Consider the following 23,883-nt stretch of genomic DNA (forward strand, 5'->3'; position numbering starts at 1 on the left):
CTTTGTCATGACAGACCGGACTGCAGCTTAGTTGGCCGCGCCCTTTGCCTTGTCCTGTTCAGCCTTCATCTTGGCTTCAAAGTCTTTCTGCTTCTTCTGGACGGCGTCCTGAAGTTCCTTCTGGCGTTCTTCCAGTTCCGACTGCTTGAGGGCCGGGCCGGTCAGAGCGCCGGAGAAGCCGGTGAGAGCAACCGGAATCGGGTTCGGCTTGTTCTGATAGTTGACCGAAGTCAGGGTCAGCTTGCCGCCCTTCTTGAGCGCATTGATGAGATCGTCGGTCAGCGGAGCTTCGGCGATGCAGCGATCCGGGAAGCAGATGCCGTATTCAAGCTTGACCGGCTTGTTGTTGTCGATCTGCAGGCCGACACCGGCAGGAATCAGACGGCCGATAGGAACGGTCACCTGAAAGATCTTGCGGTTGATCTTGCCCTTGATCTCGATGAGGTTGACGGCGGTCAGGAGCTGGCCGGAATCCGCGGTGACGATGTTCTGCGTGTTGCAGATATCGTTATCTTCCTGCTTCGAGCAGACCTTGAACCAGCCCTGTGGCGGCTGCTGCGCCGATGCAGGCATCGTCGCGGAGGCAAGCAGGGCGAACGCGCCAGCAATGGCAGATGCGGCAGCGATTGTCTTCGTGCTGGACATGATCAACAGGTTCCTTTCAACACTCTGATCTATAGTTCCCGTTCTGTATTTAAGTCAGCGATAGACCGTCACTGGTTTGAAAATGCGGCAACAGCGTGACCTTGAGGGTTTTAGCCCCCATTCAGGCCCGATCGGGGCCCAATCCGGAGCCGTGTTACAACGACTATGGGTATGAATCCAGATGAGTTTCGACATTCCGTGCTCGGAATCCGTCAAAATCTTTGTTTTAGCTCCCACTGTCACGTGACGGACACGCCCTAATTCCGCACTTAATGTACGATCATGCTAGTTTTCGGTTCCGAATCGACGCTTCCCTGCGACGACCATCAAACTTGTTTACAATGGACGATTGAAGTTGAACGGATTGATTGCCTATCTCCGCAAAGCGGTTGTTGCGAGCTTTACCGGAGCGGCCATTACCGCGATGCCGGTGCAAGCAATCGCGCAAACCCAGCCGGACTATGCGCTGTCCATGCACGGAGACGTGGCTCTGCCAGCCGACTTCACCCATTTTCCTTACGCGAATGCCGACGCGCCGAAGGGCGGCACGCTTACAATGGGCGTTGTCGGCACCTTCGACAGCCTCAATCCATTTGTGCTGAAAAGCATGCGTACCACGGCGCGCGGTCTTTTCGGGGACGTCGACCTCGGAAATCTGGTTTATGAAACCCTCATGCAGCGCTCGCGGGATGAGCCCTTTACCCTTTACGGCCTGCTGGCTGAAAAGGTTGCAGTCGATCCCGAACGCAAATGGGTCGAATTCACCCTGAACCCGAAGGCGAAATGGTCTGACGGCCAGCCGGTGACCGTGGACGACGTGCTCTTCACCTATGACATCCTGACGGAAAAGGGGCGTCCCCCCTACAACAACCGGATGAGCCGTGTCGAAAAGATCGAGAAGACAGGAGAACGCTCCGTTCGCTTTACCTTCAACGACAAGTCGGACAGGGAGTTTCCGATGCTCGTTGCGTCTTCGATGCCCGTGCTGCCTAAACACGCCATTGATCGAGAGACCTTCGGTAATTCATCCTTGAAACCACCTGTCGGCAGCGGGCCGTATCTTGTTTCCGGCGTGCAGCCCGGCCAACGCATCATCTACAAGCGTAACCATAGCTATTGGGGCAAGGATTTGCCGTCACAGCGCGGCCTCAACAATTTCGACACTCTGACAGTCGAATATTATCGCAATGAGACTTCCCTGTTCGAGTCGTTCAAGAAAGGGCTGCTCGATGTCTTTATCGAAGCAAACCCGACGCGCTGGCAAAAGCTCTATGATTTCCCGGCGGTCAAACAGGGACGGGTTATCAAGGACAACTTTGAAAAAGGCACCCCAGCCAATCTGCTGGGATTCGTGTTCAATACGCGCCGCCCGATCTTCGCCGACCGTCGCGTCCGACAGGCTCTTGGACTGCTGTTCGATTTTGAATGGGCCAATCGCAATCTCTTCGCCGATCAATATCGCCGCACGCAGAGTTATTGGGAAGGATCGGAGCTTTCTTCCGTGGGTAAGCCGGCTGACGACCGCGAGAAGCAATTGCTTGCACCTTTCCCCGACGCTGTCCGCGAAGATGTCATGAATGGTACGTGGCATCCGCCGGTAACGGACGGCAGCGGCCATGATCGCATACCAGCAAAGAAAGCCTATGATCTGCTGACAGAAGCCGGTTTCCGGTTTGAGCACGGCCTGGCAGTCGATCCCTCCGGCAAGCCGCTGACGTTCGAAATCATGACGCGCTCGCCCGACGAAGAAAAGGTCGCTCTCGCCTACAAACGCAACCTTGCGCGGCTTGGCATTACGGCAGAAATCCGTACGGCTGACGACGCCCAATATCAGCAACGCCTGCAGACATTCGACTACGACATGATACTCGGCGCACTGACCGGCTCGCTTTCGCCCGGCAATGAACAATGGATGCGCTGGGGTGCGGCTTCGCGGGATGTCCAGGGAAGCTTCAACTATCCGGGAGTGGCCGATCCAGCCGTTGATGCGATGATTGAAGCGCTGCTGGCCGCAAGAAGCCGCGCGGATTTCGTCAGTGCGGTTCGCGCGCTGGATCGCGTGCTTATCTCTGGCGACTACTACGTTCCGCTTTACTACCTTCCCTATCAATGGGTAGCGCGCTGGGATCGTATCGAACACCCGCAGAAGACCTCACTTTACGGCTATCAGCTGCCGACCTGGTGGCGCTCAAAACCATGACCGGGCTTTAACGTCAGTGTAATTCGCCCTACATCCACCCAATATATGATGAGTATTTAACGGGAGGCCGAGCCTCCGGTTCCTGCACGGAGATCGAACCATGGCTGCCAGAAAGATAACTATCGATGTCGTTTCGGACGTCGTCTGCCCATGGTGTTTTCTGGGGCGCAAGCGCCTCGAAGCGGCTCTCGCAATGGTGCCGGATGTGGAGGCCGAGGTGCGCTGGCGCCCCTTCCAACTGGACCCTACCCTGCCTCCACAGGGCAAGGATCGCCAAGCCTATATGCGGGAGAAATTCGGCACCGGCGGAAAGATCGATGACGTCCACAAACAGCTGACCGAACTTGGCGAGGAAAACGGCGTCGTATTCGATTTCGATGCCATTGCGCGCGCGCCGAACACCCTTGATGCACATCGGCTCATACATTGGGCCGCGCAGGCCGCTCCCGACACACAGGATAGGATGGTCGGCATGCTGTTCTCGCTCTATTTCGAGCAGGGACAGGACATCGGCGACCATGAAGTGCTGGTCGATGCGGCGGCAAGCGTCGGCATGGACGCAGCAGTCGTCGCCCGGCTTCTGCAAAGCGACGCCGACAAGACGACAATTCGCGAGGAGATCGACACTGCCAACCGCATCGGCGTGCGCGGCGTGCCGTGTTTCATTATCGACCAGAAATATGCCGTCATGGGCGCGCAGACGGCAGATGTCCTTGCCGACGCCATTCGCCAGACGGCGGAAGGTTTCGAGCCGGGAATTGCCGAAGATCGGTAATTACCCCGTCGCGATCTTTGCCAGTTGCGTCATGATGACTGCCGAGCCGTTGAGTCGCTTCTCCGGTGTTGCCCAGTCGCGGATGAAAACAATGCTCTGATCTGGCCTGATCTTGGCCATGGAGCCCTGCTCGCCGATCATCTTCACCAATCCGACCGGATTGTTGAACGTCGCATTGCGGAACTGGATGACAACGCCCTTCGGCCCAGCATCCAGCTTTTCGACATTCGCACGGCGGCAGAGCGCCTTGATGTAAACGATCTTGAGCAGATGCTGCACTTCTTCAGGCATCGGACCGAAACGGTCGATGAGTTCCGCACCGAAAGCATCGATATCCTGCGGCTCTTCCAGATCGGCAAGACGGCGATAAAGGCCAAGGCGCAGTTGCAGGTCGGGCACATAGGCTTCCGGAATCATCACCGCCGTACCAATCGCGATCTGCGGCGACCACTGGCTGTCTTCCACTTCGACAGTGCCCTTGAGTGTTGCCACGGCCTCTTCCAACATCTGCTGGTAGAGCTCGAAACCCACTTCCTTGATATGGCCCGACTGCTCTTCGCCAAGCAGATTGCCCGCACCGCGAATATCCATGTCGTGGCTTGCAAGCTGGAAGCCAGCGCCCAGCGTGTCGAGCGACTGCAACACTTTCAAGCGGCGCTCGGCCATCTGAGTCAGCATCTTGCCAGCAGGCAACGTAAACAGCGCGAAGGCACGCTGCTTGGAACGGCCGACACGACCGCGCAGCTGATAGAGCTGTGCCAGCCCGAACATATCGGCGCGGTGCACGATCATCGTGTTGGCCGTCGGAATATCAAGGCCGGATTCCACGATCGTCGTGGATAGAAGTACATCATACTGGCCGTCATAGAAGGCGTTCATGATGTCATCCAGCACGCCCGGCGCCATCTGGCCATGAGCGACGGCCACTTTCAGCTCAGGCACGTGGTTTTTCAGGAATTCTTCGATCTCACCCAGATCGGAAATACGCGGGCAGACATAGAAACTCTGGCCACCGCGATAGCGCTCACGCAGAAGCGTTTCGCGGATCACGAGCGGATCGAACGGTGAAACGAAGGTCCGCACCGCCATGCGATCAACCGGCGGCGTCGTGATGAGGGACAGTTCGCGCACTCCAGTTAGCGCGAGCTGCAAGGTGCGCGGGATCGGCGTAGCTGATAATGTCAGCACATGCACATCCGACTTCAGTTCCTTCAGCCGTTCCTTGTGCTTGACGCCAAAATGCTGCTCCTCATCGATGATGAGCAGTCCGAGATTCTTGAATTTGATCGAGCTACCAAGCAGCGCATGGGTGCCGACAACAATATCGACGGTTCCTTCCTCCAGCCCCTTCTTGGCCGCTGCAAGCTCCTTTGCGCCAACAAGGCGCGATGCATGGGCAACATTGATCGGCAAGCCATGGAAACGCTTCGAAAAGGTTTTGAAATGCTGGCGCGACAGAAGCGTCGTCGGCACGACGACCGCAACCTGAACGCCGCTCATCGCCGCAATAAAGGCAGCGCGCAGCGCCACTTCCGTCTTGCCGAAGCCGACATCACCGCAGATCAGTCGATCCATCGGCTTGCCAGCAGCCAGATCGTCCGCGACGGATTCGATGGCCGTTAGCTGGTCGTCGGTTTCATCATAGGGGAAGCGAGCGGCAAACTCGGCATAGAGACCATCGGGCGGCGTCATGACCGGCGCGCCGCGCATCTGGCGTTCGGCGGCGATCTGGATCAGATGACCGGCAATTTCAAGCAGGCGCTTCTTGAGCTTGGCTTTGCGCATCTGCCATGCGCCACCTCCAAGCTTGTCGAGAACCGCATCGGAGCCTTCCGAACCATAGCGCGACAGAAGCTCGATATTTTCCACCGGCAGGAATAGACGGTCGTCGCCTGCATAATGGATTTCAAGGCAATCGTGGGGAGCACCTGCCGCCGTGATCGTCTTGAGGCCGATGAAACGACCGATACCGTGATCGACGTGGACGACGATATCGCCAGCAGTCAGCGAGGCGACTTCCGAGATAAAATCCTGATCCCGCTTGCGGCGCTTGGAACGGCGGATAAGACGGTCGCCCAGAATATCCTGCTCAGCCACGATGACGAGATCGCCAGCATCGAAGCCACTTTCAACGGCAAGCACCGCCGCCGTCACCTTGTCGCGTGACAGCGCCTTGACGGTGGAAAGCCGGTCGACCGATTCGATCTTTTCCAGTCCGTGCTCGTCGAGCACCTGCAAAAGACGGTCGAGCGAGCCTTCCGTCCACGCAGCAACCAGCACCTTTTTGCCTGAAGCTCGCAGCTCGGCAATATGCTTCACCACAGCCTCGAACAAATTCACGTCGGTGGCGGCACGCTCCTCGGCAAAGCTACGGCCCTTGTGCACATCGGCATGAACAATCGTCCGCCCCGTAACTTCCGGCGCACCGAATGGCGTCAAGTCGATGCGCATGCCACCGGCTTCGGCGTGCTTCTCAACCTCTGACGGTGTGAGATAAAGCGTCTCCGGCTTGACCGGCTTGTAGGGCACGGCATCGCTTCCGGGCTCCTTGCCTTCCGCCTGTCTCAGCCGCGCCTCGTAATGGTCGACGACCATGGTGTGGCGTTCGGTCAGTGCCTCATGGACCAGATGATCGAAGACCACCGGCATATTGCCCGCATGGTCGAATACGGTATCGAGTGTATCGTAGAACAGCGGCAGCCAGTGTTCCATGCCGGCAAAGCGACGGCCTTCGCTGATCGCCTGATAAAGCGCGTCGTCGCGTTGCGGCGCACCGAACATAGCGACGTAATTCTTGCGGAAACGGCTGATCATGTCCGGCGAGAGCGTGATTTCGCTCATCGGCTGTAGGACAAATTCCTTGCGGGTCCCGGTGGTGCGCTGCGAAGCGGGATCGAAAGCGCGGATTGTTTCCAGCGTGTCGCCGAAAAAATCCAGTCGCAGTGGTTCTTCCGCGCCCGGCGCATAAAGATCGAGAATGCCGCCGCGCACCGCAAATTCACCAATATCGCGCACGGTCGACACACGTTCGAAACCGTTGCGCTCCAGCCGGGATGCCAGGTCGTTCATGTCGAGCTGATTGCCGGGACGCGCGGAAATCACCTGTTCGGCAATCGCCGCTTGCGGCGGCAGTTTTTGCAGAACGGCGTTGGCAGTCGTCAGAATGATCGCTGGATGCGGCGCTTTCCTTAGCGCGGCCAATGCGCCAAGCGCTGTCAGCCTGCGCGCAGCCGCATCCGCCCCCGGTGACACGCGATCATAAGGCAGGCAGTCCCATGCAGGCAGATGCAGAACCGGCATATCTGGCGCCACGAAGCTCAACACCTGTTCCAGATCGGCAATGCGCTGCCCGTCGCGCACGATATACATGATCGGCCCGCGTTCGCCGATCTCTTCCACCAGCCGGGCGAGACAGAACGCCTCGTAACCGTCGGCAACGCCGTCGATCACGATATGACGATTTGCCCCGAGCGCGTCGGAGGACTTGAGACCTAGTTTGCTGAAAACGGGCATGGGAACCTTGAACTCAGAATTCTATGCGGTCGCGGAAGGCGACAATATCGCGAAACAATGGTGTGTCGTAATCTGCCGGGATCTGGCTTTCGCCCGTCACCCATTTGAGAAGATCGCGGTCGAGCACTTCGAGAATATGCTCGAATTCATCAAGCTGCGGATCGGTGAAGCCGACTATATACTCATCCGCATATTGCCCAAGGATCAGATCCATCTCGCGCATACCGCGATGCCACGCGCGAAACAGAAGCTTGCGGCGTCTTACATCCAGATTTTCCGTCGCCAATGTGCTGCCAGTCATCCTCGGTAAGCTCCAGTCAGTTCCAAATTGCTGCTGGTATATAGCATCTGCGCCGCAAACGGGAACCCGTTTATCCAACAGGAACAAAAAGAGCACAGAAAGATTGCGCATCGCCCTTGCACGGCGGGACGAAGCAGTTAATGCTCCCGCCATGCGTCCATCCGTTCTCGATCCATTTTTCGCCTCCGTTCGTTCGCTTTCAGGCATTGGCCCGAAGGTCGCCGCCCTGCTTGGCAAACTGCTCGGCACTGACATACCAGGCGCGGAGCCGAAAGTCGGCCAGCTTCTGTTTCTGGCGCCGCATAGCGTGATCGACCGGCGAAACCGTCCCGGCATCGTCAACGCGCCGGAGGGTGCGATCGTCACGCTGGAAGTCACCGTCGACCAGCACCAACCGGCGCCGCCCGGACGCGGCAATGTTCCGCATCGCGTTTTCGCTCATGACGACACCGGCGAAATCGCGCTGACCTTCTTCCACGCACAATTGCCATGGCTGCAAAAAATGCTGCCCGAAGGCGAGACCGTCATTGTCTCCGGAAAGGTGGAGTGGTTCAACGGGCGCGCCTCCATGGTTCATCCGGACTATATTGCGAGCCTGGAAGATGCGGCCAATCTACCGATGGTAGAGCCCGTCTATCCGCTGACGGCGGGCTTGTCGCCCAAGACGCTGGCGCGTGCCGTCAAGGAAGCATTGACCCGCGTGCCGCCGCTGCCTGAATGGATCGACGCACCCTTGCTGGCGCGCGAGCGTTTCACCAGTTTCCAGCAATCGCTCAACACGCTTCACCTCCCCGACGACCCATCCGACATCGCACTTGAAAGCATTTCGCGGAGCAGGCTTGCCTATGACGAATTTCTGGCCGGACAATTGGCGCTGGCTCTCGTGCGCGCCAAGACGCGGCGGCTTTCCGGTCGCCCATTGGAGGGCACGGGGCGTATCGTCACTGAGATCATGCGCGACCTGCCCTATCGCCTGACCAAAGGCCAGGATCAGGCGGTTCGCGAGATCATTGCAGACCTCAAATCGCCTGAGCGCATGTTGCGGCTTTTGCAGGGCGATGTCGGGTCCGGCAAAACGGTGGTGGGCTTGCTTTCCATGGCGCACGCAGCCGAATCCGGCGGCCAATCCGCACTGATGGCGCCAACGGAAGTTCTTGCCCGCCAGCATTTTGCGACCATCGCGCCGCTTGCAGAGAAGGCGGGACTGAAAGCCGCCCTTCTGACTGGCCGCGAAAAGGGGCGCGACCGGAATGCCGTGCTTGAAGGTTTGAAAAGCGGCGAGATCCATATTGTCATCGGCACCCACGCGTTGTTTCAGGAAAAGGTTGAGTATCACGACCTTGTTCTGGTTATCATTGATGAACAGCATCGCTTCGGTGTGCATCAGCGCCTGATGCTGACTGCCAAGGGTTCAGCACCGGATATGCTGGTCATGACGGCGACACCCATTCCACGCACCCTTGTCCTCACCGCCTTTGGCGATATGGACGTGTCGAAACTGACCGAAAAGCCAGCCGGACGGCAACCCATCACAACAGCTATCGTGCCAATGGAGCGCATGGGTGAACTTGTCGAACGCATCCGAAAAGCTGTCGGAGAAGGACAGAAAATCTACTGGATTTGTCCGCTTGTCGAAGAATCCGAAGTCGTAGAACTGACTTCCGCCGAAGAGCGCTTTGAGAGCCTCAAACCCGTTTTTGGAGAGCGCATTGGCCTTATCCATGGCCGCATGAGCGGAGCAGAAAAAGACGAGGCCATGCGGGCATTCAAACAGGGCGAAACGCGGGTTCTGGTCGCGACGACCGTGATCGAGGTCGGCGTGGATGTTCCGGACGCCACGATCATCGTCATTGAACATGCCGAACGTTTCGGCCTGTCGCAGTTGCACCAGTTGCGCGGGCGCGTAGGCCGCGGCGATAAACCGTCGACCTGCCTTCTGCTTTACAAGGGGCCGCTGGGTGAAATCGCGCAAGCCCGATTGAAGGTCATGCGGGAGACGGAAGACGGGTTCCGCATTGCCGAGGAGGACCTGAAACTGCGTGGCGAAGGTGAACTGCTTGGCACGCGGCAATCAGGAACACCGGGTTTCCGTCTGGCTTCCATCGAATCGCATGGCGATCTTCTGGAAATCGCCCGCAAGGATGCCCGCTACATTCTGACGAGCGATCCCGATCTGGAGTCCGAGCGCGGACAGGCGCTGCGAATATTGCTCTATCTCTTTGGGCGCGACGAAGCGATCAGGCTCTTGCGAGCAGGATAGCAAAATGGCGGCAATCTGCCGCCATTTCTATCAACTTATAAAGTCTTTTCTATAGTGAGCTGAATTTACTCGACAGTGACCGACTTCGCGAGATTGCGCGGCTGGTCAACGTCGGTGCCCATCAGAATGGCTGTGTGATAGGCCAGCATCTGGATCGGCAGCGCATAGACCAGCGGCGTGATGAATTCGGGCACGTCCGGCAGGACGATGGTCGCCATCGTGTCGATGCTGGCAGCTTCTGCGCCTTTTTTGTCGGTGATAAGAATGATCCGACCGCCGCGTGCGGCAACTTCCTGCATGTTGGAAACGGTCTTCTCATAAAGACGATCAGACGGCGCAATGACGATAACCGGCATGGTTTCATCGATCAGCGCAATCGGGCCATGCTTCAACTCGCCGGCAGCGTAGCCTTCGGCGTGGATATAGGAAATTTCCTTGAGCTTCAGCGCGCCTTCCATGGCAAGCGGGAAGGATGTGCCGCGACCGAGATAAAGCACATGATTGACCTTGGCCAGTTCATGGCAGACTGCTGCGATCTGGTCTTCCAGCTTCAGCACCTGGTTGATGAAACGCGGAGCTTCGGAAAGCTGACGCACCAGTTCCTGTTCGCGCTTGTCATCGATTGCGCCGCGCGATTTCGCAGCCGCGATTGCAAGCGAGGCCATGGCCGAAAGCTGGCAGGTAAAAGCCTTTGTGGACGCCACACCGATTTCCGGTCCAGCGAGCGTCGGGAAAACAGCATCCGATTCACGCGCAATGGTCGAGCCCGTCACGTTGACAACAGCAGCGATTTTCAGCCCCTGCGACTTGCAGTAGCGCAGCGAAGCCAACGTGTCAGCCGTTTCGCCCGACTGGGACACGAACATCGCCAGCGAGTCCTTCGAGAGCGGCATTTCGCGATAGCGGAATTCGGAAGCGATATCACTGTCGACCGGCAGGCGCGCAATCTGCTCGAACCAGTACTTGCCGACGGACGCCGCATAGTAAGCCGTACCGCAGGCAGAGATCGTAAGGCGGTCGATCTTGCTGAAATCGATGCCGATTGCTTCCTGACGCACCTTGCCGGTGGTGAAATCAAGATAGTTCGCAAGCGTGTGGGAAATCACCTCAGGCTGCTCGAACATCTCCTTCTGCATGAAGTGACGATGATTACCCTTGGAGACGAGCATGTTTGCCGTCTGTGTCTTCTGGATCGGACGCTCTACCTGGTTGTTGTTTTCGTCGTAAACGGTCACACCCTTGCGCGTCAGCACGGCCCAATCGCCGTCTTCGAGATAGGCGATGGTATCGGTGAAAGGCGAGAGTGCGATGGCGTCCGAACCGAGGAACATTTCACCTTCACCATAGCCGACAGCCAGCGGCGGTCCCTGACGTGCGCCGATCAGGAGTTCTTCGTCGCCTTCGAACAGAAACGCGAGCGCAAAGGCGCCGTGCAGCAGCGGCAGGCTATCGCGGACAGCCTCGACCGGAGACTTGCCCTTTGCCAGTTCACGCGTCACCAGATGGGCAACAGCTTCGGTGTCGGTTTCCGTCTGGAATTTGTAGCCTTCGGCCTCAAGCATGGCGCGAAGCTCGGCGAAGTTCTCAATGATGCCGTTATGAACGACCGCGAGGCGCTCGGTGATGTGCGGATGCGCATTGCGCTCCACCGGCTTGCCATGCGTCGCCCAGCGCGTATGTCCGATGCCGATGACGCCGGGAAGCGGCTCGCCAGCCAGTCGCTTTTCCAGATTGACCAACTTGCCTTCAGCACGGCGGCGGTCAAGCTTGCCGTTCTGCAGTGTGGCGATACCGGCAGAATCGTAGCCGCGATACTCAAGCCGCTTCAGTGCATCCACGAGAAGCGGAGCGACTTCGTTATTTCCGATTATGCCGATAATTCCACACATAGGCTGCTCCAGATCCGAGGTTGAGACGTGTGCTTCGCGGTTTAAAGATTCTAACGCAGATCGGCAACCCAGCGGATTGTCGCTCGCTTAGAGCGGTTCCTGTTTTAATGGAATCGTTGGAACCGCTCTAACTCACTGTTTCTGCCGCATTTCCGAACGCAAAACCGTTTCACACTTTTGCTGGAAATGCTCTAACCTATTGGACGATTTATTTCGCCGAGGTTTTAGCCGCTTTGATGGCGGCATACTTCTCTCGCAGGATTTTCCCCCGGCCTTCCTTTGTTTCTTGCCGCGCACGACCAAAGGCCAACGCATCGGCAGGAACATTGTCGGTAATCGTGCTGCCCGATGCGATATAGGCATTGTCGCCGATTTCCACCGGTGCAACCAGCGAACTGTTCGACCCGATAAACGCGTTTTCGCCGATCACCGTCTTGTACTTGTTGTAGCCATCGTAGTTGCAGGTGATTGTGCCAGCGCCGATATTGCTCCCTGCACCGACAGTTGCATCGCCAACATAGGTCAGGTGATTGATCTTCGCGCCTTTATGCACGGTGGCATTCTTCACTTCGCAGAAATTGCCGACCTTGGTCTTTTCCCCCAGATTTGCGCCAGGACGCAGGCGCGCAAACGGCCCGATCTCCGCCTTCGGCCCAACTTCTGCACCTTCCAGATGCGAGAAGGAATGGATGAGCGCACCCGACGCAACATGCACGTGGGGACCGAAGAAGACATTCGGTTCAACGATCACATCCGCCTCGATTAGCGTGTCGTGCGAGAAGAACACTGTTTCAGGCGCAATCAGCGTCACGCCTGCAAGCATCATTTCCCGGCGCTTGCGATCCTGCCAGATGGCTTCGGCTTCAGCCAGTTCAACACGGTTGTTGATGCCGATGACATTATCGACCGGCACTTCAATCGCCGTCACACGCATGCTTTTGCCGTGCGCTATGGCCACGATATCGGTCAGATAATATTCGCCTTTGGCGTTGTTATTATCGACAGCATCCAGAAGCGCCAGAGCATGTTGGCCGCGAACAGCCATCAGCCCGCCATTGCAAAAACCGATCTGCTTCTGCTCTTCGCTTGCTTCTTTTTCCTCAACGATGGCGACAAGCTTGTCGCCCTCTTCGATCAGGCGGCCATAGCCGTGCGGATTGTCCGGACGGAAACCGATAACAACGACATCGGCGCCATCGGCCAGCCGCTCGCGGGCTTTTTGCAAAGATGACGCCTCGATCAGCGGCGTATCACCGAAAACGATGAGTAGGTCGTCATAGCCGCGCTCAATTGCTTCGCGTGCTGCCAGAACGGCGTGTGCCGTACCGAGGCGTTCCTTCTGCTCAAAGGCCGAGACGGGACCTGCGTTTTTCTCCACCGCCGCACGCACTTCGTCGGCACCACGTCCAACGACCAGCGCAACATCGCTTTTGCCGGTGCCCTGAACTGCCTTGACCACGTGCGAGACCAGCGGCAAGCCCGCCACCTGGTGCAGCACTTTCGGGAGGCTGGATTTCATGCGTGTGCCTTCGCCAGCAGCAAGCACGATGGAAAGGCAGGTACGGTCTGTCATGGTGTCGTCCAGAAAATTGAGATGATCTTCGCTCATAACATCAAAGCGTCTATGAAAACTTACGGGCCTTTAGCCCAATCGGCCAAGCGCAGGGAAATTCTCAAGCAGCCAGAAAGAAAACGATTGCATCCCGCCGGTCAGGAACAGGACTCCCGCTGCAACCAGAAGCGCGCCCATCGCTTTTTCCACCTTGCCGAGATGCACCCGGAAGCGCGAAAGAAATCGCATGAATGCGCCAGAAAAAAGAGCGGCAATCAAAAAAGGAATGCCGAGGCCGAGCGAATAGGTTGCCAGCAAGAGCGCACCCTCACCGACCGTGCTGCTGCCGCCTGCGAGCGTCAGGATCGGCCCGAGAACGGGCCCGATGCACGGGGTCCAGCCAAAGGCGAAAGCCAGCCCCATGACATAAGCCCCAAGCGGGGACGCTGGAGCGTTGCGCGCCTGAAAACGCGCTTCCCGGGACAAGAACGACAAACGCAGAACGCCGAGGAAATTCAGTCCCATCAATATGATGACGACGCCCGCGACGATCGCAATTTCCTGCTGCCAGGCGCGCAGGAAAGCGCCGATGGAGGAGGCTCCGGCGCCAAGCGCCACAAAAACAGTCGTGAAACCGAGAACAAAACAGATTGCTGCAAAGGCCAGCGAACGGCGCGCCGAAGGTGCTGTCGCAACGGTCGTCGCCTTCTCCGCGCGGAAATCCTCGACGCTCACGCCTGCCATGTAGCACAGATAGGGCGGCACGAGAGGCAGGACGCAGGGTGAAAGAAACGACAGGGCGCCAGCTCCCGCTGCGGTCATATAGGAAATATCGAGCACCAATACCTCTTTCAATTCATCAAATCACTTGCGATCCGGCCCGACGGCAGGCTTATATAGACCAACTTCGGCTTTACTTAGAATATTTTCAATGCGGCATCTCGCTCGAACACAAGTTCGCCCTAAATCGAGATCATTGCGCGATTTATAATATATTGCTCCAACCGGACGACGTTCCTATGAGCCTTATTGATGATAAAGCGCCTGCAACATCATCTGCAACGTCCACCAGCGGACGTTTCAAGCGCTACCAGCATTTTCTGTTTCCGATAGCCGGTATCGCCATTGCTTTGCTTGCAGTCTATGTGCTGGAGAATCTCCTCCAGCATACCTCCCGCAAGGACACGCTCGCCGCGCTGCACAACATATCGTGGGCAACGCTGGGCCTTGCCGTGTTCTTCACGGCTCTCAGCTATGCCGCTGTCGCGCTCTATGATGTAGTGGCTGTCGATACGATTGCCCCCAACCAGATCCCGCGACGCATTGCAGCCGTTGCAGGTGCCGCCGGCTACGCAATCTCCAATGCGCTCGGCTTTTCCCTTTTGACCGGTGGCGCTCTTCGTTATCGCATCTATGCGGCGGAAGGCGTGAGCCTTGCCGACATAGGCAAGATTGTTGGAACATCATGGTTCGCAATCTGGTTCGCGCTGATCATCATGGTCGGTGCCGCGCTTCTCATCGATCCGGGGGATGTTCCCTGGCTCTCTGCCATTGATTCCCGTATCGACATTGTTGCCGGTATCGCCATTCTGGGCGGCATCGGCTGGCTGATCTACTGGCTGTCGCATGGACAGCGCAGCTTCACGATAGGTTCGTTCAGCCTGCGCCTGCCCAATTCCAAAGGCGCGCTGACCCAGATATTTGCCGGGCTCGTGGATGTCGGCGCAGCCGCCGCTACGCTCTATGTCCTCATGCCTGCCGACGCAGTGCCAAGCTTTGCGGTTTTCGCACTGGTCTATGTGATCGCCATCGTGCTGGGCATCGCCAGCCATGCGCCCGGTGGCCTGGGCGCCTTCGAGGCGACGATCATTGCGGGTCTTGGCCTTGGCGGAAAGCCGGACGCGATTGCGGGCCTTCTTGCGTACCGGCTTATCTACACGATTATGCCGCTTGTTGTGGCTACAGCGGGCATTCTCATATGGGAGATCATGCGCCGCCGTCATATGCTCGGCAAGCAGGCCCGCTTCGCCAAGCGTCTGGTCGAGCCGCTCATCCCGGGCCTGTCTGCCAGCATCATCTTTCTGGGCGGGATCATTCTTCTCGTATCCGGCGCAACGCCGGACCTTCGCTACCGCGTCGAAGTGCTCTCCGATATCGTTCCAGAATCCTTCATGGAAATGTCGCATCTCGCCGCCAGTCTCGTCGGCGTCGCGCTGCTCATCGTTGCTCGCGGCCTCTCGAAGAGGCTTGCACGAGCTTGGGTGGCCGCGCAAATCCTGCTTCTCTGCGGCGCGGCCTTTTCTCTGACCAAAGGGCTCGATTGGGAAGAAGCCATCACCCTCTGCCTTTTCGCTTTCACCCTGTGGGGTTTCCGGGATTCGTTCTATCGCCGCCCCATTTCAGGGCCGTTCGACCTCAGCTGGAACTGGATCGCGACAGTGGGCACGACTGTGCTCGTTTCCACATGGCTCGGATTTTTCGTTTATCGACACGTGGAATATTCCAACACTCTCTGGTGGGATTTCGCCTGGAACGGCAATGCACCCCGTTTCCTGCGGGCGACCGTACTTGTCTTCGCCGTGGTTGCTGCGGTCGGCCTTTACTCGATCATCAACCGAAACGGTCATCGCAGGCGGAAAGTTGATTATTCGATACCCGACGCGGTGCCCGATCTCGTCGCCCAATGGCCTCACACGGATGCCGCCCTGGCGCTGCTTGGCGACAAGCAATTTCTTCTCGCCCCCGACAACAGCTCCTTCATCATGTATTCCCAGTCTGGAGGCAGTCTGATCGCGCTTGGCGAACCCATCGGCAACGAACAAACGGGCAGAGAGCTCGCTTGGTCTTTTCATGGGCTGGCCGACAAGCTCGCCCTGCGCACCGTATTCTACGGTGTCGGTCCGCAAAGCCTCCCCCTGTTTCTGGACATGGGGCTTGTCGCCTTGAAGCTCGGCGAAGTCGCCCGCGTTGACCTCACCGATTTCTCTCTGGATGGCCCGCGTCGTCAGCCGTTCCGCTATGCCGACCGGAAGATCGACAAGGACGGGCTGACCTTTGAAATCATCCCGGCAGCTAATGTGCCGCCGCTCATTCCACGCCTGCGCGAGATTTCGGACGCTTGGCTGGATTTTAAATCGGGCAGCGAAAAGGGATTCTCGTTGGGGTACTTCGACGACGAATACATGACGCGTTTCGATGTCGCAGTGTTGAAAAGCGGCGGAGAAATCGTGGCTTTCGCCAATATATGGCGCGGCGCGGATAAACATGAAATCACTGTCGACCTCATGCGCTACATGCCCAATGTGCATAAGCTCCTGATGGACGCGCTCTTCGCGAAACTGCTGATGGCCGGCAAGGAGGAAGGCTACAAGTGGTTCAATCTTGGCGCTGCCCCGCTTTCCGGCTTAAGCGGCAGCAGACTGGCCTCCCGATGGAACCGTTTCGGCTCCTTCATCTACAAGCGTGGCGCCGATCTCTATCATTTCGGCGGATTGAAAGCCTTCAAGGAAAAATTCGATCCTGTCTGGACCCCGCATTACATGGTTTGTCCTGGCGGACTTGAGACGCCGCGCGCCCTTCTCGATGCCACGACCCTCATCAATGGCAGCCCACTGGAGTTCATCCGAAAATGACGAAAAGACGCGTTCTCTTTATTGTGCTCGGGCTGGCGCTCTTGGCAGCAGCAGGCGTGTACGGCACAGTGCACACGGGTAAAATCGCCCGGCTCTGGACGAAAATCATCGATTCCGACGAACCGGTCATCCACGCCAGTGCTGAACGGCTATCCAACATCCCTGTCTATATGCCGGAGAACGACCCGGTGGGTCTTGCTATCCTGTTGAGCGACGACGGCGGCATAGGCGACCGGGAAAAACAATTCATGGATGCCATGCTTGCCCGGAATATGATTGTTCTGCCGGTCGACCTTGGCCCGTGGCGGGCTGCCCTCGATAAGGAGGACGGCGAGTGTAACTATCTGGACTCGGATTTTGAAGCCATAGCGAAGGAAGCTCTGCGCGGGCTTGACCTTGGCGTCTATTTTCACCCCGTTCTGACCGGCATCGGACAGGGCGCGACCATTGCCTATGCTGCTGCCTCGGACTCGCCGGATGCGACGATTGCAGGTGCCGTTGCGCTCGATCCGGTTCCGGCAAAGACCCGCCTCCCTTCCTGCACGGAGAAAGCGCAAGCAACCAAGGCCCCCGATGGAGGCTTCACCTATGGTTTCAATGTTCCAGTTCCGGCCCCTGCTCTCGTGATCGGACCGGCCGGATCGCCGACGAACAATCCGGTTACAGCGCGTCAGGAAAACTTTGCTGTACTTCAATCTGCTCCTGCGTTTCCGGCCCGACTGAAAATGGCTGTCGACAATGTCATCGCCATGGCAGACCAGGATGCCAAGAACGAAGCGCTGCCTGTCGTGGACCTTCCAGCCAAGGGCGGGAAAGCCGATATGGTTGCGGTCTTCTATTCGGGAGACGGCGGCTGGCGCGATCTCGATAAATCCATTGGCGAATGGCTGCAGGCCAATGGCGTCCACGTGATCGGAGTGGATTCGCTGCGTTATTTCTGGTCGGAACGCACGCCGGAGGAAATTGCCAATGATACAACGGCAATGATCAAGAAGGCCGATCCGACAAATAAATTGCCGGTGGCGGTTCTGGGCTATTCTTTTGGCGCGGATACATTTCCATTTGCCTGGAAATATCTACCCGCGGCCATACAGGACCGGACGAAAATGATCGGCCTTCTCGGGGTTGAAACTACAACCACCTTTCAGGTTTCCATTGAAGGCTGGCTTGGAATGAACGGGGACAAGGATGTCGTTCCGGCCATTTCGACCATTCCGCTGGACCGGGTGGTCTGCGTCTATGGCGAGGAAGAAGAAGACACCGCCTGCACTGCTGCCGAACTGAAAGGGATGGAAGTGATAAAACTGGCTGGCGGTCATCATTTCGATGAAAATTATACGCCCATTGCCGCGAGCCTTCTGGAAAAGATGCGCAGCCGAGCCGGATTGCCGCCGCGACCAGCCAGTTGACGATTGGTCGCCAAGGACGAAACCGGCGCATATCCAATAATTCGCCCAACTGTAAAACGGGAGATCAACGATTTCAGCTAAGTGCTTGTTTTTGGTGAGCGCGCAGGGATTCGAACCCTGGACCTACTGATTAAAAGTTCATTTCAAATGGCTTTTAGAAGGCCTTCAAATCCATAGCATTTTCGTCGTGTCCGCACATATCGTACTGTTTTTATTGTGAAAAAACTCGTTTCATCAGTGACAAAACGTGACATAGCACGTCATAATGTGTTAGTAAAGTTACGGACACAGTGCGGACACGGACATGGCTGAGAAATTAACGGACACGCTAATTAAAACCCTGCCTGCCCCCGACAAGGGGCAGCGGATCACCTATGACACGGACGTGAAAGGCTTCGGCGTCCGTGTGACAGCAGCGGGCGCTCGCTCTTTCATTTTGAATTACCGCACCCGCTCAGGCAGGGAGCGGCGCTACACGATAGGTTCTTTTCCCGATTGGAAGGCCTCCGCCGCGCGCACTGAGGCGTCGGAGCTAAAAATGCGCATCGACCGCGGCGAAGATCCGATGGCCGAGGTCGAAGCGGATCGCAATGCGAAAACTGTGGCCGATCTTTGTGACGAGTTCGAGCAGCGCCATTTGACGAAGGTGCGGCCTACCACCAAGCGCGATTATGAAGCGCTCATTCGGCGCGAAATTCTACCGGCAATGAAGCATCTGAAAGTCGCTGAGGTCACATTCAGCGATGTTGACGATCTGCATCGAAAAATCACAAAGCGCGGCGCTGCCTATCTCGCTAACCGTACTGTCGCCGTCCTATCCAAAATGTTCTCACTCGCCATGAAATGGGGCTGGCGAGACAATGCATCGGGCAACCCGGCGAAAGGCATTGAGCGGAATCAGGAGGCAAAGCGGCATCGCTATTTGACGCCGAAAGAGCTGGCCAGACTGACAGGCGCGCTTGCGCAGCACGATGATGTGCAAGCGGCGAACATCATTCGCTTGCTGTTGCTGACCGGCGCGCGGCGTAATGAAGTGCAGAGCGCTAAATGGGCAGACATTGATTTTGAGGCCGGAGTTTGGACGAAGCCCGGCAGCACGACCAAGCAGAAGACAACCCACCGCGTACCGCTTTCCGCGCCCGCCCTGCAACTGCTTGTCGCGTTGCGTGCCAAAGCGGACAAAGCCAAGGTTGCTTCCGAATATGTCTTCCCCGGTCGCGGAAACAAAAATCATCGCCTTGAACTGAAAAAGGACTGGCGGGAACTGTGTATTGCCGCCGATCTGGTGGACACGAAAACGGAAATCGACGCCAAGGGGCAGGAACGGGTAATCGTGACGCCAAACGCGCGGCTCCATGACTTGCGCCATACCTATGCCAGCGTTTTGGCGAGCGCGGGCTTGTCCTTGCCCGTCATCGGGGCATTGCTCGGACATTCTCAGCCTGCAACCACCGCCCGCTATTCGCATTTGATGGATGACCCGCTGCGGCAGGCGACCGAGCGCGTGGGCGCAATCGTCATGTCGACCACAGAAGGCGCTGAGATCGTACCGATGAAAGGTAAGGCGTCATGATCCCTATTCGCGAAGCTTTCGAGCAGATCGGGCGCGAACAGTTCCCCACCGAATGGAGCGGCGAAGAAATCGCCATTCTCGATAACTGGCCAACCGTTGACGCTCGTGACGCTTTCGCGGCAGGTCAGCGCGCTGCCTTCGACCGTTGCGTGGCAGTTGTGACGCATCTTACACAAGAACTAGAAGCAGGTCGCGCCGTGGCAATCACTACCAACGCCAAACATGAACGCGTTGACGTGTCCGCCGATTATTGGCGGAATAGCGCCTATGACGGGCGTTGGAACGATGGCGCACAAAACCTTGGCGAATATCTGATCGATAAAAGTACATCTCGGTTCATCCGCCGCGCTGCATCACAAGCCACAGCAGGGGAACCTGGCGCTCCGCCTAAATATCAGAAGCCGGAACTGCAAAAGGCATTCAATCGGTATTGCGACACGGTTGGCTTCCCCAGTTTGAACAACGAAAAGGGTTGGCAACGGCAAGCGGACGTTCAGCGCTGGTTGGTTGTGCAGATTGAGGAGCTTGAGGGGATAAAAGCCGATCCGCGCGATACAGCAATTAAGACCTATGCCCGTGACTTCATGCGGGAATATTCTGCCAAAAGGGTGGAAACCTGATTCCTGCCCATTGCAACCCATTCCGGCTCACGCCTCCCGCCTGTCAGCAATTACGTTTCGTTTGTCACCATTACAAACGGAACGAAACCATGTCGGCCATACTTGACGAATATCTAACGAGACAGGAACTGGCGCGCGAACTGCGTGTCGCCTCTCGCACCATCATCCGCTACCAAAATCAGCCGAACGGTTTGCCATATACCAAGATGGGCGGTCGCATCCTCTATCGCCGTGCATCGGTCTTGGCGTGGCTACAAGCCAATGAACTGCGTCCGAACCCACGCCGCAGCAGCCGCGCTTAGCGGTGTGTGCGGACACATTGCGGGTCTGACCCCAACGCAGTCATTCGTTATCCAACAAAAACAACAAGATATACTTATCTAGCGACTGATGAACCATCAGTTGGAAGGAATACTCAATAGTTCGAGCGCGGGCAGATTTCGATTGATTGCCGTATTTCGAAATTTCCCCAGCGCATATGCGATGCTTTGCGGCTGACGCCCAATGACAGGGGCGACGTCCTTGTCATGCGTCACAGCCTCGGAAATCGAAGGTGAGCAATAGTTTAACGCTCAGCACCCCTCACCCGCAATAACGGCGACAGCTTCTATCGCAAATATTGCTTGAATAATCTTCTATATTTGCGGGAACGTTACAGTTCGTTGATTTTAACAAATAAAAATAAACCCGACAAGGATTAGTGGTCCTTATCGGGTTAAATCAAAGTAGACGCGAAACATGCAATGATGAAATTATGGGAAAAACCAGAATTCGTCACTGAATATTTCAGCGTCCGCTCGCAGAATGAAAGGACGCTGACTATGCAGACCGCGAACAACTTCGAGAATATCCCTCAAGAACTGCGCGAGTTGGAGCAGTGGGTCGTCTGGCGATATGTTGATCGCGGTGGCATGAAGACCAAACCACCTTACTACCCAAATTTTCCAAATAGTCCCGCAAATGTGTCCGACCCCACCACATGGGGATCGTTCGATTGTGCTACCGCTGTTGTAAAGGAAGGTAAGGCTGACGGCATCGGGTTTGTTTTCACCGAGCAGGACGAATTCTTCGGCATCGATATTGATAGCGAGGAAAAAGTCTCGCAGGAACACATCGAAGAGCGGCAAAAGTTGTTAAAACAGCTTCTAGCTTCAACCGATACTTACGCAGAGGTTTCGCCATCGGGCAAAGGGCTGCATCTTATTGGTCGTGGCAAGTTGCCGGAAAAGGGAGGTAAAAAATCCACATCGGCTCAAATCGAAATATATGACAACAAGCGCTTCTTCACTATGACCGGCAACATTCATGAAGAACGGAATACCATTGCCCACGCACAAGGGGTTATCGATGATCTGTTTGCCAGATTGAGCAGGAGGCAACTGGCAAACACCAATGCCCCTGTGGAGGATACTGACAAATACCGCCGTCTCGACCTTGATGACGTTGAAGTGCTTGTGAGGGCCGAACGGTATTCCGATTTTGAATCTCGTTTCAATGCACAGGTTGGATGTGAACCGGGCCGCTGGTCCGAGACATTTATGGCAGTCGTCGGCAGATTGGATACCGTGACGGGTTCGGTAACACAGGTTCGACGGCTCGTTATGCAATCACCCATGGTGCAGAAAGCCCCGCCATCTGCGGCAGGCGAACCGCGCTTGGCAAAGGCCGAGCGCAATTTCAATCACGTGCTCGGTCGAGTGCGCGACAACAATACGGCCTTTCTTTATCATGTTGATTTTGGTCGCCGCACGTGGGAACGGATCAAAGCATACCGATCATGGGAGGAAAGCAAAGGGCCTCAAAACGGCAACTCTAACTTGCGTGCGACACCATATATTTGGCGCGATCCAGCGACCATCCAAGCACGACAATGGCTTTATGGACGAAATTTGATCCGCAAACAGGTTTCAGTAACTGTGGCGCCCGGCGGCGTTGGCAAATCGTCTCTCCTGATTGCTGAAGCACTAGCAATGGTAACAGGCAGGGAATTGCTTGGGAAAACGGTGCGGGAGCCGCTGCGCGTTTGGTCTTGGAATTTGGAAGACCCTCGCGATGAGATAGAGCGGAGGATTCAGGCAGCGTGTCTACACCATTGCATTGCGCCCACCGAATTGGGAGACCGACTCTTTATCGACACCGGACGCGAGCAGGAACTTTGCATAGCCAAGAGCAATGGGCATGGATTTCAAATAATCGAACCGGTAGTGAAGGATTTAGCGGCCGAAATGCTCGAGCGCCAGATTGACGTACTTATTGTGGATCCGTTCATTTCCTCGCACAACGTTTCAGAGAACGACAACTCAGCTATGGATGCCGTGGCGAAGCAGTGGGCCAAAGTGGCGGATAAAACCAACGCGGCAATTGTCCTTGTGCATCACACCCGCAAACAGAACGGGGACGAAGTAACTGCCGAGAGTGGACGGGGAGCGAAAGCGGTGATTGACGCCGCCCGTGATGTCCGGGCGTTGAACCGGATGACAGACCAAGAAGCAAAAAAAGCCGGTATCGAAACAGAGATGCGTAGGCATTATTTTCGCGCTTATTCCGACAAAGCAAACCTAGCACCTCCTGCTGCAAACTCAGACTGGTATAAATTAGAAAGTATTTGGTTGCCCAACGGTGATGCCGTAGGCGTCATCACAGCATGGGAGTGGCCGGAAAAAGCGTCCACAGGGGTTAGCGAAGAAGAAGAAAGTAACGCAATTCGCAAAGTGCAAGATTTAATCGGAACCGAACGAAATTACAGGTCTGATTGGAGATCCCAGGACACATGGGTCGGAAACCTTATCGCCGACACTCTCAAACTTGACATAAAAGATGACCGTCAACAGATCATTGGACTTATCAAGCGATGGGTCGAATTTGGATGGCTCAAAAAAGAACGACGACCTGATGGGCAGCGCAAACCTCGTGAGTTTATTGTCGTTGGCACTCTGGTCAAATGACTACCTTTGCGCCAGTGCGCCATTGGCGCAAATTGACTGGCGCAACTGGCGCAATATCCCTATGCGTCAGCCCCCTGCTTGCTTGCGCCAGTCGTACCCCCCTTTAGGGGGGCGACAAGCAGGGGCTAGCGCAGGATATTGGGGGGGGGGGGGATTTTAGGGACTGGCGCAAATTCTTCACTGGCGCATGAAAACCTACGCCTGTGGTGATCATTGCGGATTGCATCAGCGCAGTAGCCGACGCACGATGGGTTGAGAGTTCCAAAAGTGCCTCGCGCGCGTGCTGGTCAGACGATAGGTGATCCGAGAGACAGGTGGGGGAAATCCTCTTGAGCAGAATGGTGGGGGTGCGCAGCCTGCCTCTTTCTCGCGAAACTGATCCATAGTCAGTCTCGCTTGTCAGCTAACTAATTCACTTTATTGCTTTTTGACGCCGGTAGCGATTGTCGTGTCCGCAGGACGTCCGCAACCCGCAATTAAATCGCCTGCCCGACCGCGCACGTTCGCCGAATACGGCGTTTCTTCGAATGGCCTTAGCATCGCACGGTTGACACCGGTTTCCCGCGTCA

At 56.6% G+C, this 23,883-nt stretch carries 15 protein-coding genes; 9 read left to right on the plus strand and 6 right to left on the minus strand.

Going from position 1 to position 23,883, the window contains the following annotated elements; all coding sequences use genetic code 11:
- Positions 1-27: 27 nt before the first annotated feature.
- A complete protein-coding gene (locus J9800_RS01925; protein ID WP_006471370.1) occupies positions 28-645 on the minus strand; it encodes an invasion associated locus B family protein in 618 nt (205 codons plus the stop codon).
- A 424-nt stretch (positions 646-1,069) separates the two neighbouring features.
- Here J9800_RS01925 and J9800_RS01930 point away from each other — a divergent pair, with 424 nt between their 5' ends.
- Both J9800_RS01930 and J9800_RS01935 read left to right on the plus strand, forming a co-directional pair.
- Positions 1,070-2,845 (plus strand): extracellular solute-binding protein, encoded by a 1,776-nt coding sequence (locus tag J9800_RS01930; RefSeq protein ID WP_286167448.1) that lies wholly within the window; start codon positions 1,070-1,072, stop codon positions 2,843-2,845.
- Between the two features lie 100 nt (positions 2,846-2,945).
- Complete coding sequence (locus J9800_RS01935) at positions 2,946-3,620, plus strand: DsbA family oxidoreductase (protein ID WP_114214916.1); 675 nt, start codon at positions 2,946-2,948, stop codon at positions 3,618-3,620.
- Here J9800_RS01935 and mfd read toward each other — a convergent pair whose 3' ends face one another.
- Positions 3,621-7,133: a transcription-repair coupling factor gene (gene mfd, locus J9800_RS01940; RefSeq protein WP_114214915.1), complete on the minus strand. Its 3,513-nt coding sequence runs from the start codon at positions 7,131-7,133 to the stop codon at positions 3,621-3,623.
- A 13-nt stretch (positions 7,134-7,146) separates the two neighbouring features.
- Complete coding sequence (locus J9800_RS01945; protein WP_112587647.1) at positions 7,147-7,434, minus strand: FAD assembly factor SdhE; 288 nt, start codon at positions 7,432-7,434, stop codon at positions 7,147-7,149.
- 151 nt (positions 7,435-7,585) lie between these two features.
- Between J9800_RS01945 and recG the strand changes: the two genes are divergently transcribed.
- The gene (gene recG, locus J9800_RS01950) at positions 7,586-9,694 is read left to right on the plus strand and encodes an ATP-dependent DNA helicase RecG (protein WP_114215065.1); all 2,109 of its coding nucleotides are present in this window, start codon (positions 7,586-7,588) and stop codon (positions 9,692-9,694) included.
- A 65-nt stretch (positions 9,695-9,759) separates the two neighbouring features.
- On the opposite strand, the gene glmS is transcribed toward recG, so the two are convergent.
- The 3 genes from glmS to J9800_RS01965 form a co-directional block, all read right to left on the minus strand.
- Positions 9,760-11,583, minus strand: a complete 1,824-nt coding sequence (gene glmS, locus J9800_RS01955) for a glutamine--fructose-6-phosphate transaminase (isomerizing) (RefSeq protein WP_114214914.1) — start codon at positions 11,581-11,583, stop codon at positions 9,760-9,762.
- 208 nt (positions 11,584-11,791) lie between these two features.
- On the minus strand, positions 11,792-13,156 hold the full coding sequence (gene glmU, locus J9800_RS01960) for a bifunctional UDP-N-acetylglucosamine diphosphorylase/glucosamine-1-phosphate N-acetyltransferase GlmU (protein WP_114215064.1): 1,365 nt from the start codon (positions 13,154-13,156) through the stop codon (positions 11,792-11,794).
- A gap of 69 nt (positions 13,157-13,225) precedes the next feature.
- A complete protein-coding gene (locus J9800_RS01965; RefSeq protein ID WP_114215063.1) occupies positions 13,226-13,975 on the minus strand; it encodes a cytochrome c biogenesis CcdA family protein in 750 nt (249 codons plus the stop codon).
- Positions 13,976-14,154: 179 nt separating this feature from the next.
- Between J9800_RS01965 and mprF the strand changes: the two genes are divergently transcribed.
- From mprF to J9800_RS01995, 6 genes are all read left to right on the plus strand, one after another.
- Positions 14,155-16,767, plus strand: a complete 2,613-nt coding sequence (gene mprF / locus J9800_RS01970) for a bifunctional lysylphosphatidylglycerol flippase/synthetase MprF (RefSeq protein WP_205315890.1) — start codon at positions 14,155-14,157, stop codon at positions 16,765-16,767.
- Positions 16,764-18,176 (plus strand): virulence factor family protein, encoded by a 1,413-nt coding sequence (locus tag J9800_RS01975; RefSeq protein ID WP_205315889.1) that lies wholly within the window; start codon positions 16,764-16,766, stop codon positions 18,174-18,176. The genes mprF and J9800_RS01975 overlap by 4 nt, the downstream gene beginning before the upstream one ends.
- Before the next feature lie 304 nt (positions 18,177-18,480).
- A complete protein-coding gene (locus J9800_RS01980; RefSeq protein ID WP_210845393.1) occupies positions 18,481-19,749 on the plus strand; it encodes a tyrosine-type recombinase/integrase in 1,269 nt (422 codons plus the stop codon).
- Entirely contained in the window at positions 19,746-20,369 is a 624-nt protein-coding gene (locus J9800_RS01985; RefSeq protein WP_210845395.1) for a hypothetical protein, read from the plus strand. Before J9800_RS01980 ends, J9800_RS01985 begins: the two co-directional genes overlap by 4 nt.
- 89 nt (positions 20,370-20,458) lie before the next feature.
- Positions 20,459-20,671: a helix-turn-helix domain-containing protein gene (locus J9800_RS01990; RefSeq protein WP_029927346.1), complete on the plus strand. Its 213-nt coding sequence runs from the start codon at positions 20,459-20,461 to the stop codon at positions 20,669-20,671.
- A gap of 441 nt (positions 20,672-21,112) precedes the next feature.
- Positions 21,113-23,314 (plus strand): AAA family ATPase, encoded by a 2,202-nt coding sequence (locus J9800_RS01995; protein ID WP_210845397.1) that lies wholly within the window; start codon positions 21,113-21,115, stop codon positions 23,312-23,314.
- Positions 23,315-23,883 lie beyond the last annotated feature (569 nt).

Source organism: Ochrobactrum sp. AP1BH01-1 (assembly GCF_018066705.1).
GTDB lineage: Bacteria > Pseudomonadota > Alphaproteobacteria > Rhizobiales > Rhizobiaceae > Brucella.

Bases quoted from the DNA above. Each gene is read 5' to 3' on its own strand.
- J9800_RS01925 (WP_006471370.1), bottom strand. From the start codon at position 645: ATGTCCAGCACGAAGACAATCGCTGCCGCATCTGCCATTGCTGGCGCG.
- J9800_RS01930 (WP_286167448.1), top strand. From the start codon at position 1,070: ATGCCGGTGCAAGCAATCGCGCAAACCCAGCCGGACTATGCGCTGTCC.
- J9800_RS01935 (WP_114214916.1), top strand. From the start codon at position 2,946: ATGGCTGCCAGAAAGATAACTATCGATGTCGTTTCGGACGTCGTCTGC.
- mfd (WP_114214915.1), bottom strand. From the start codon at position 7,133: ATGCCCGTTTTCAGCAAACTAGGTCTCAAGTCCTCCGACGCGCTCGGG.
- J9800_RS01945 (WP_112587647.1), bottom strand. From the start codon at position 7,434: ATGACTGGCAGCACATTGGCGACGGAAAATCTGGATGTAAGACGCCGC.
- recG (WP_114215065.1), top strand. From the start codon at position 7,586: ATGCGTCCATCCGTTCTCGATCCATTTTTCGCCTCCGTTCGTTCGCTT.
- glmS (WP_114214914.1), bottom strand. From the start codon at position 11,583: ATGTGTGGAATTATCGGCATAATCGGAAATAACGAAGTCGCTCCGCTT.
- glmU (WP_114215064.1), bottom strand. From the start codon at position 13,156: ATGACAGACCGTACCTGCCTTTCCATCGTGCTTGCTGCTGGCGAAGGC.
- mprF (WP_205315890.1), top strand. From the start codon at position 14,155: ATGAGCCTTATTGATGATAAAGCGCCTGCAACATCATCTGCAACGTCC.
- J9800_RS01975 (WP_205315889.1), top strand. From the start codon at position 16,764: ATGACGAAAAGACGCGTTCTCTTTATTGTGCTCGGGCTGGCGCTCTTG.
- J9800_RS01980 (WP_210845393.1), top strand. From the start codon at position 18,481: ATGGCTGAGAAATTAACGGACACGCTAATTAAAACCCTGCCTGCCCCC.
- J9800_RS01985 (WP_210845395.1), top strand. From the start codon at position 19,746: ATGATCCCTATTCGCGAAGCTTTCGAGCAGATCGGGCGCGAACAGTTC.
- J9800_RS01990 (WP_029927346.1), top strand. From the start codon at position 20,459: ATGTCGGCCATACTTGACGAATATCTAACGAGACAGGAACTGGCGCGC.
- J9800_RS01995 (WP_210845397.1), top strand. From the start codon at position 21,113: ATGATGAAATTATGGGAAAAACCAGAATTCGTCACTGAATATTTCAGC.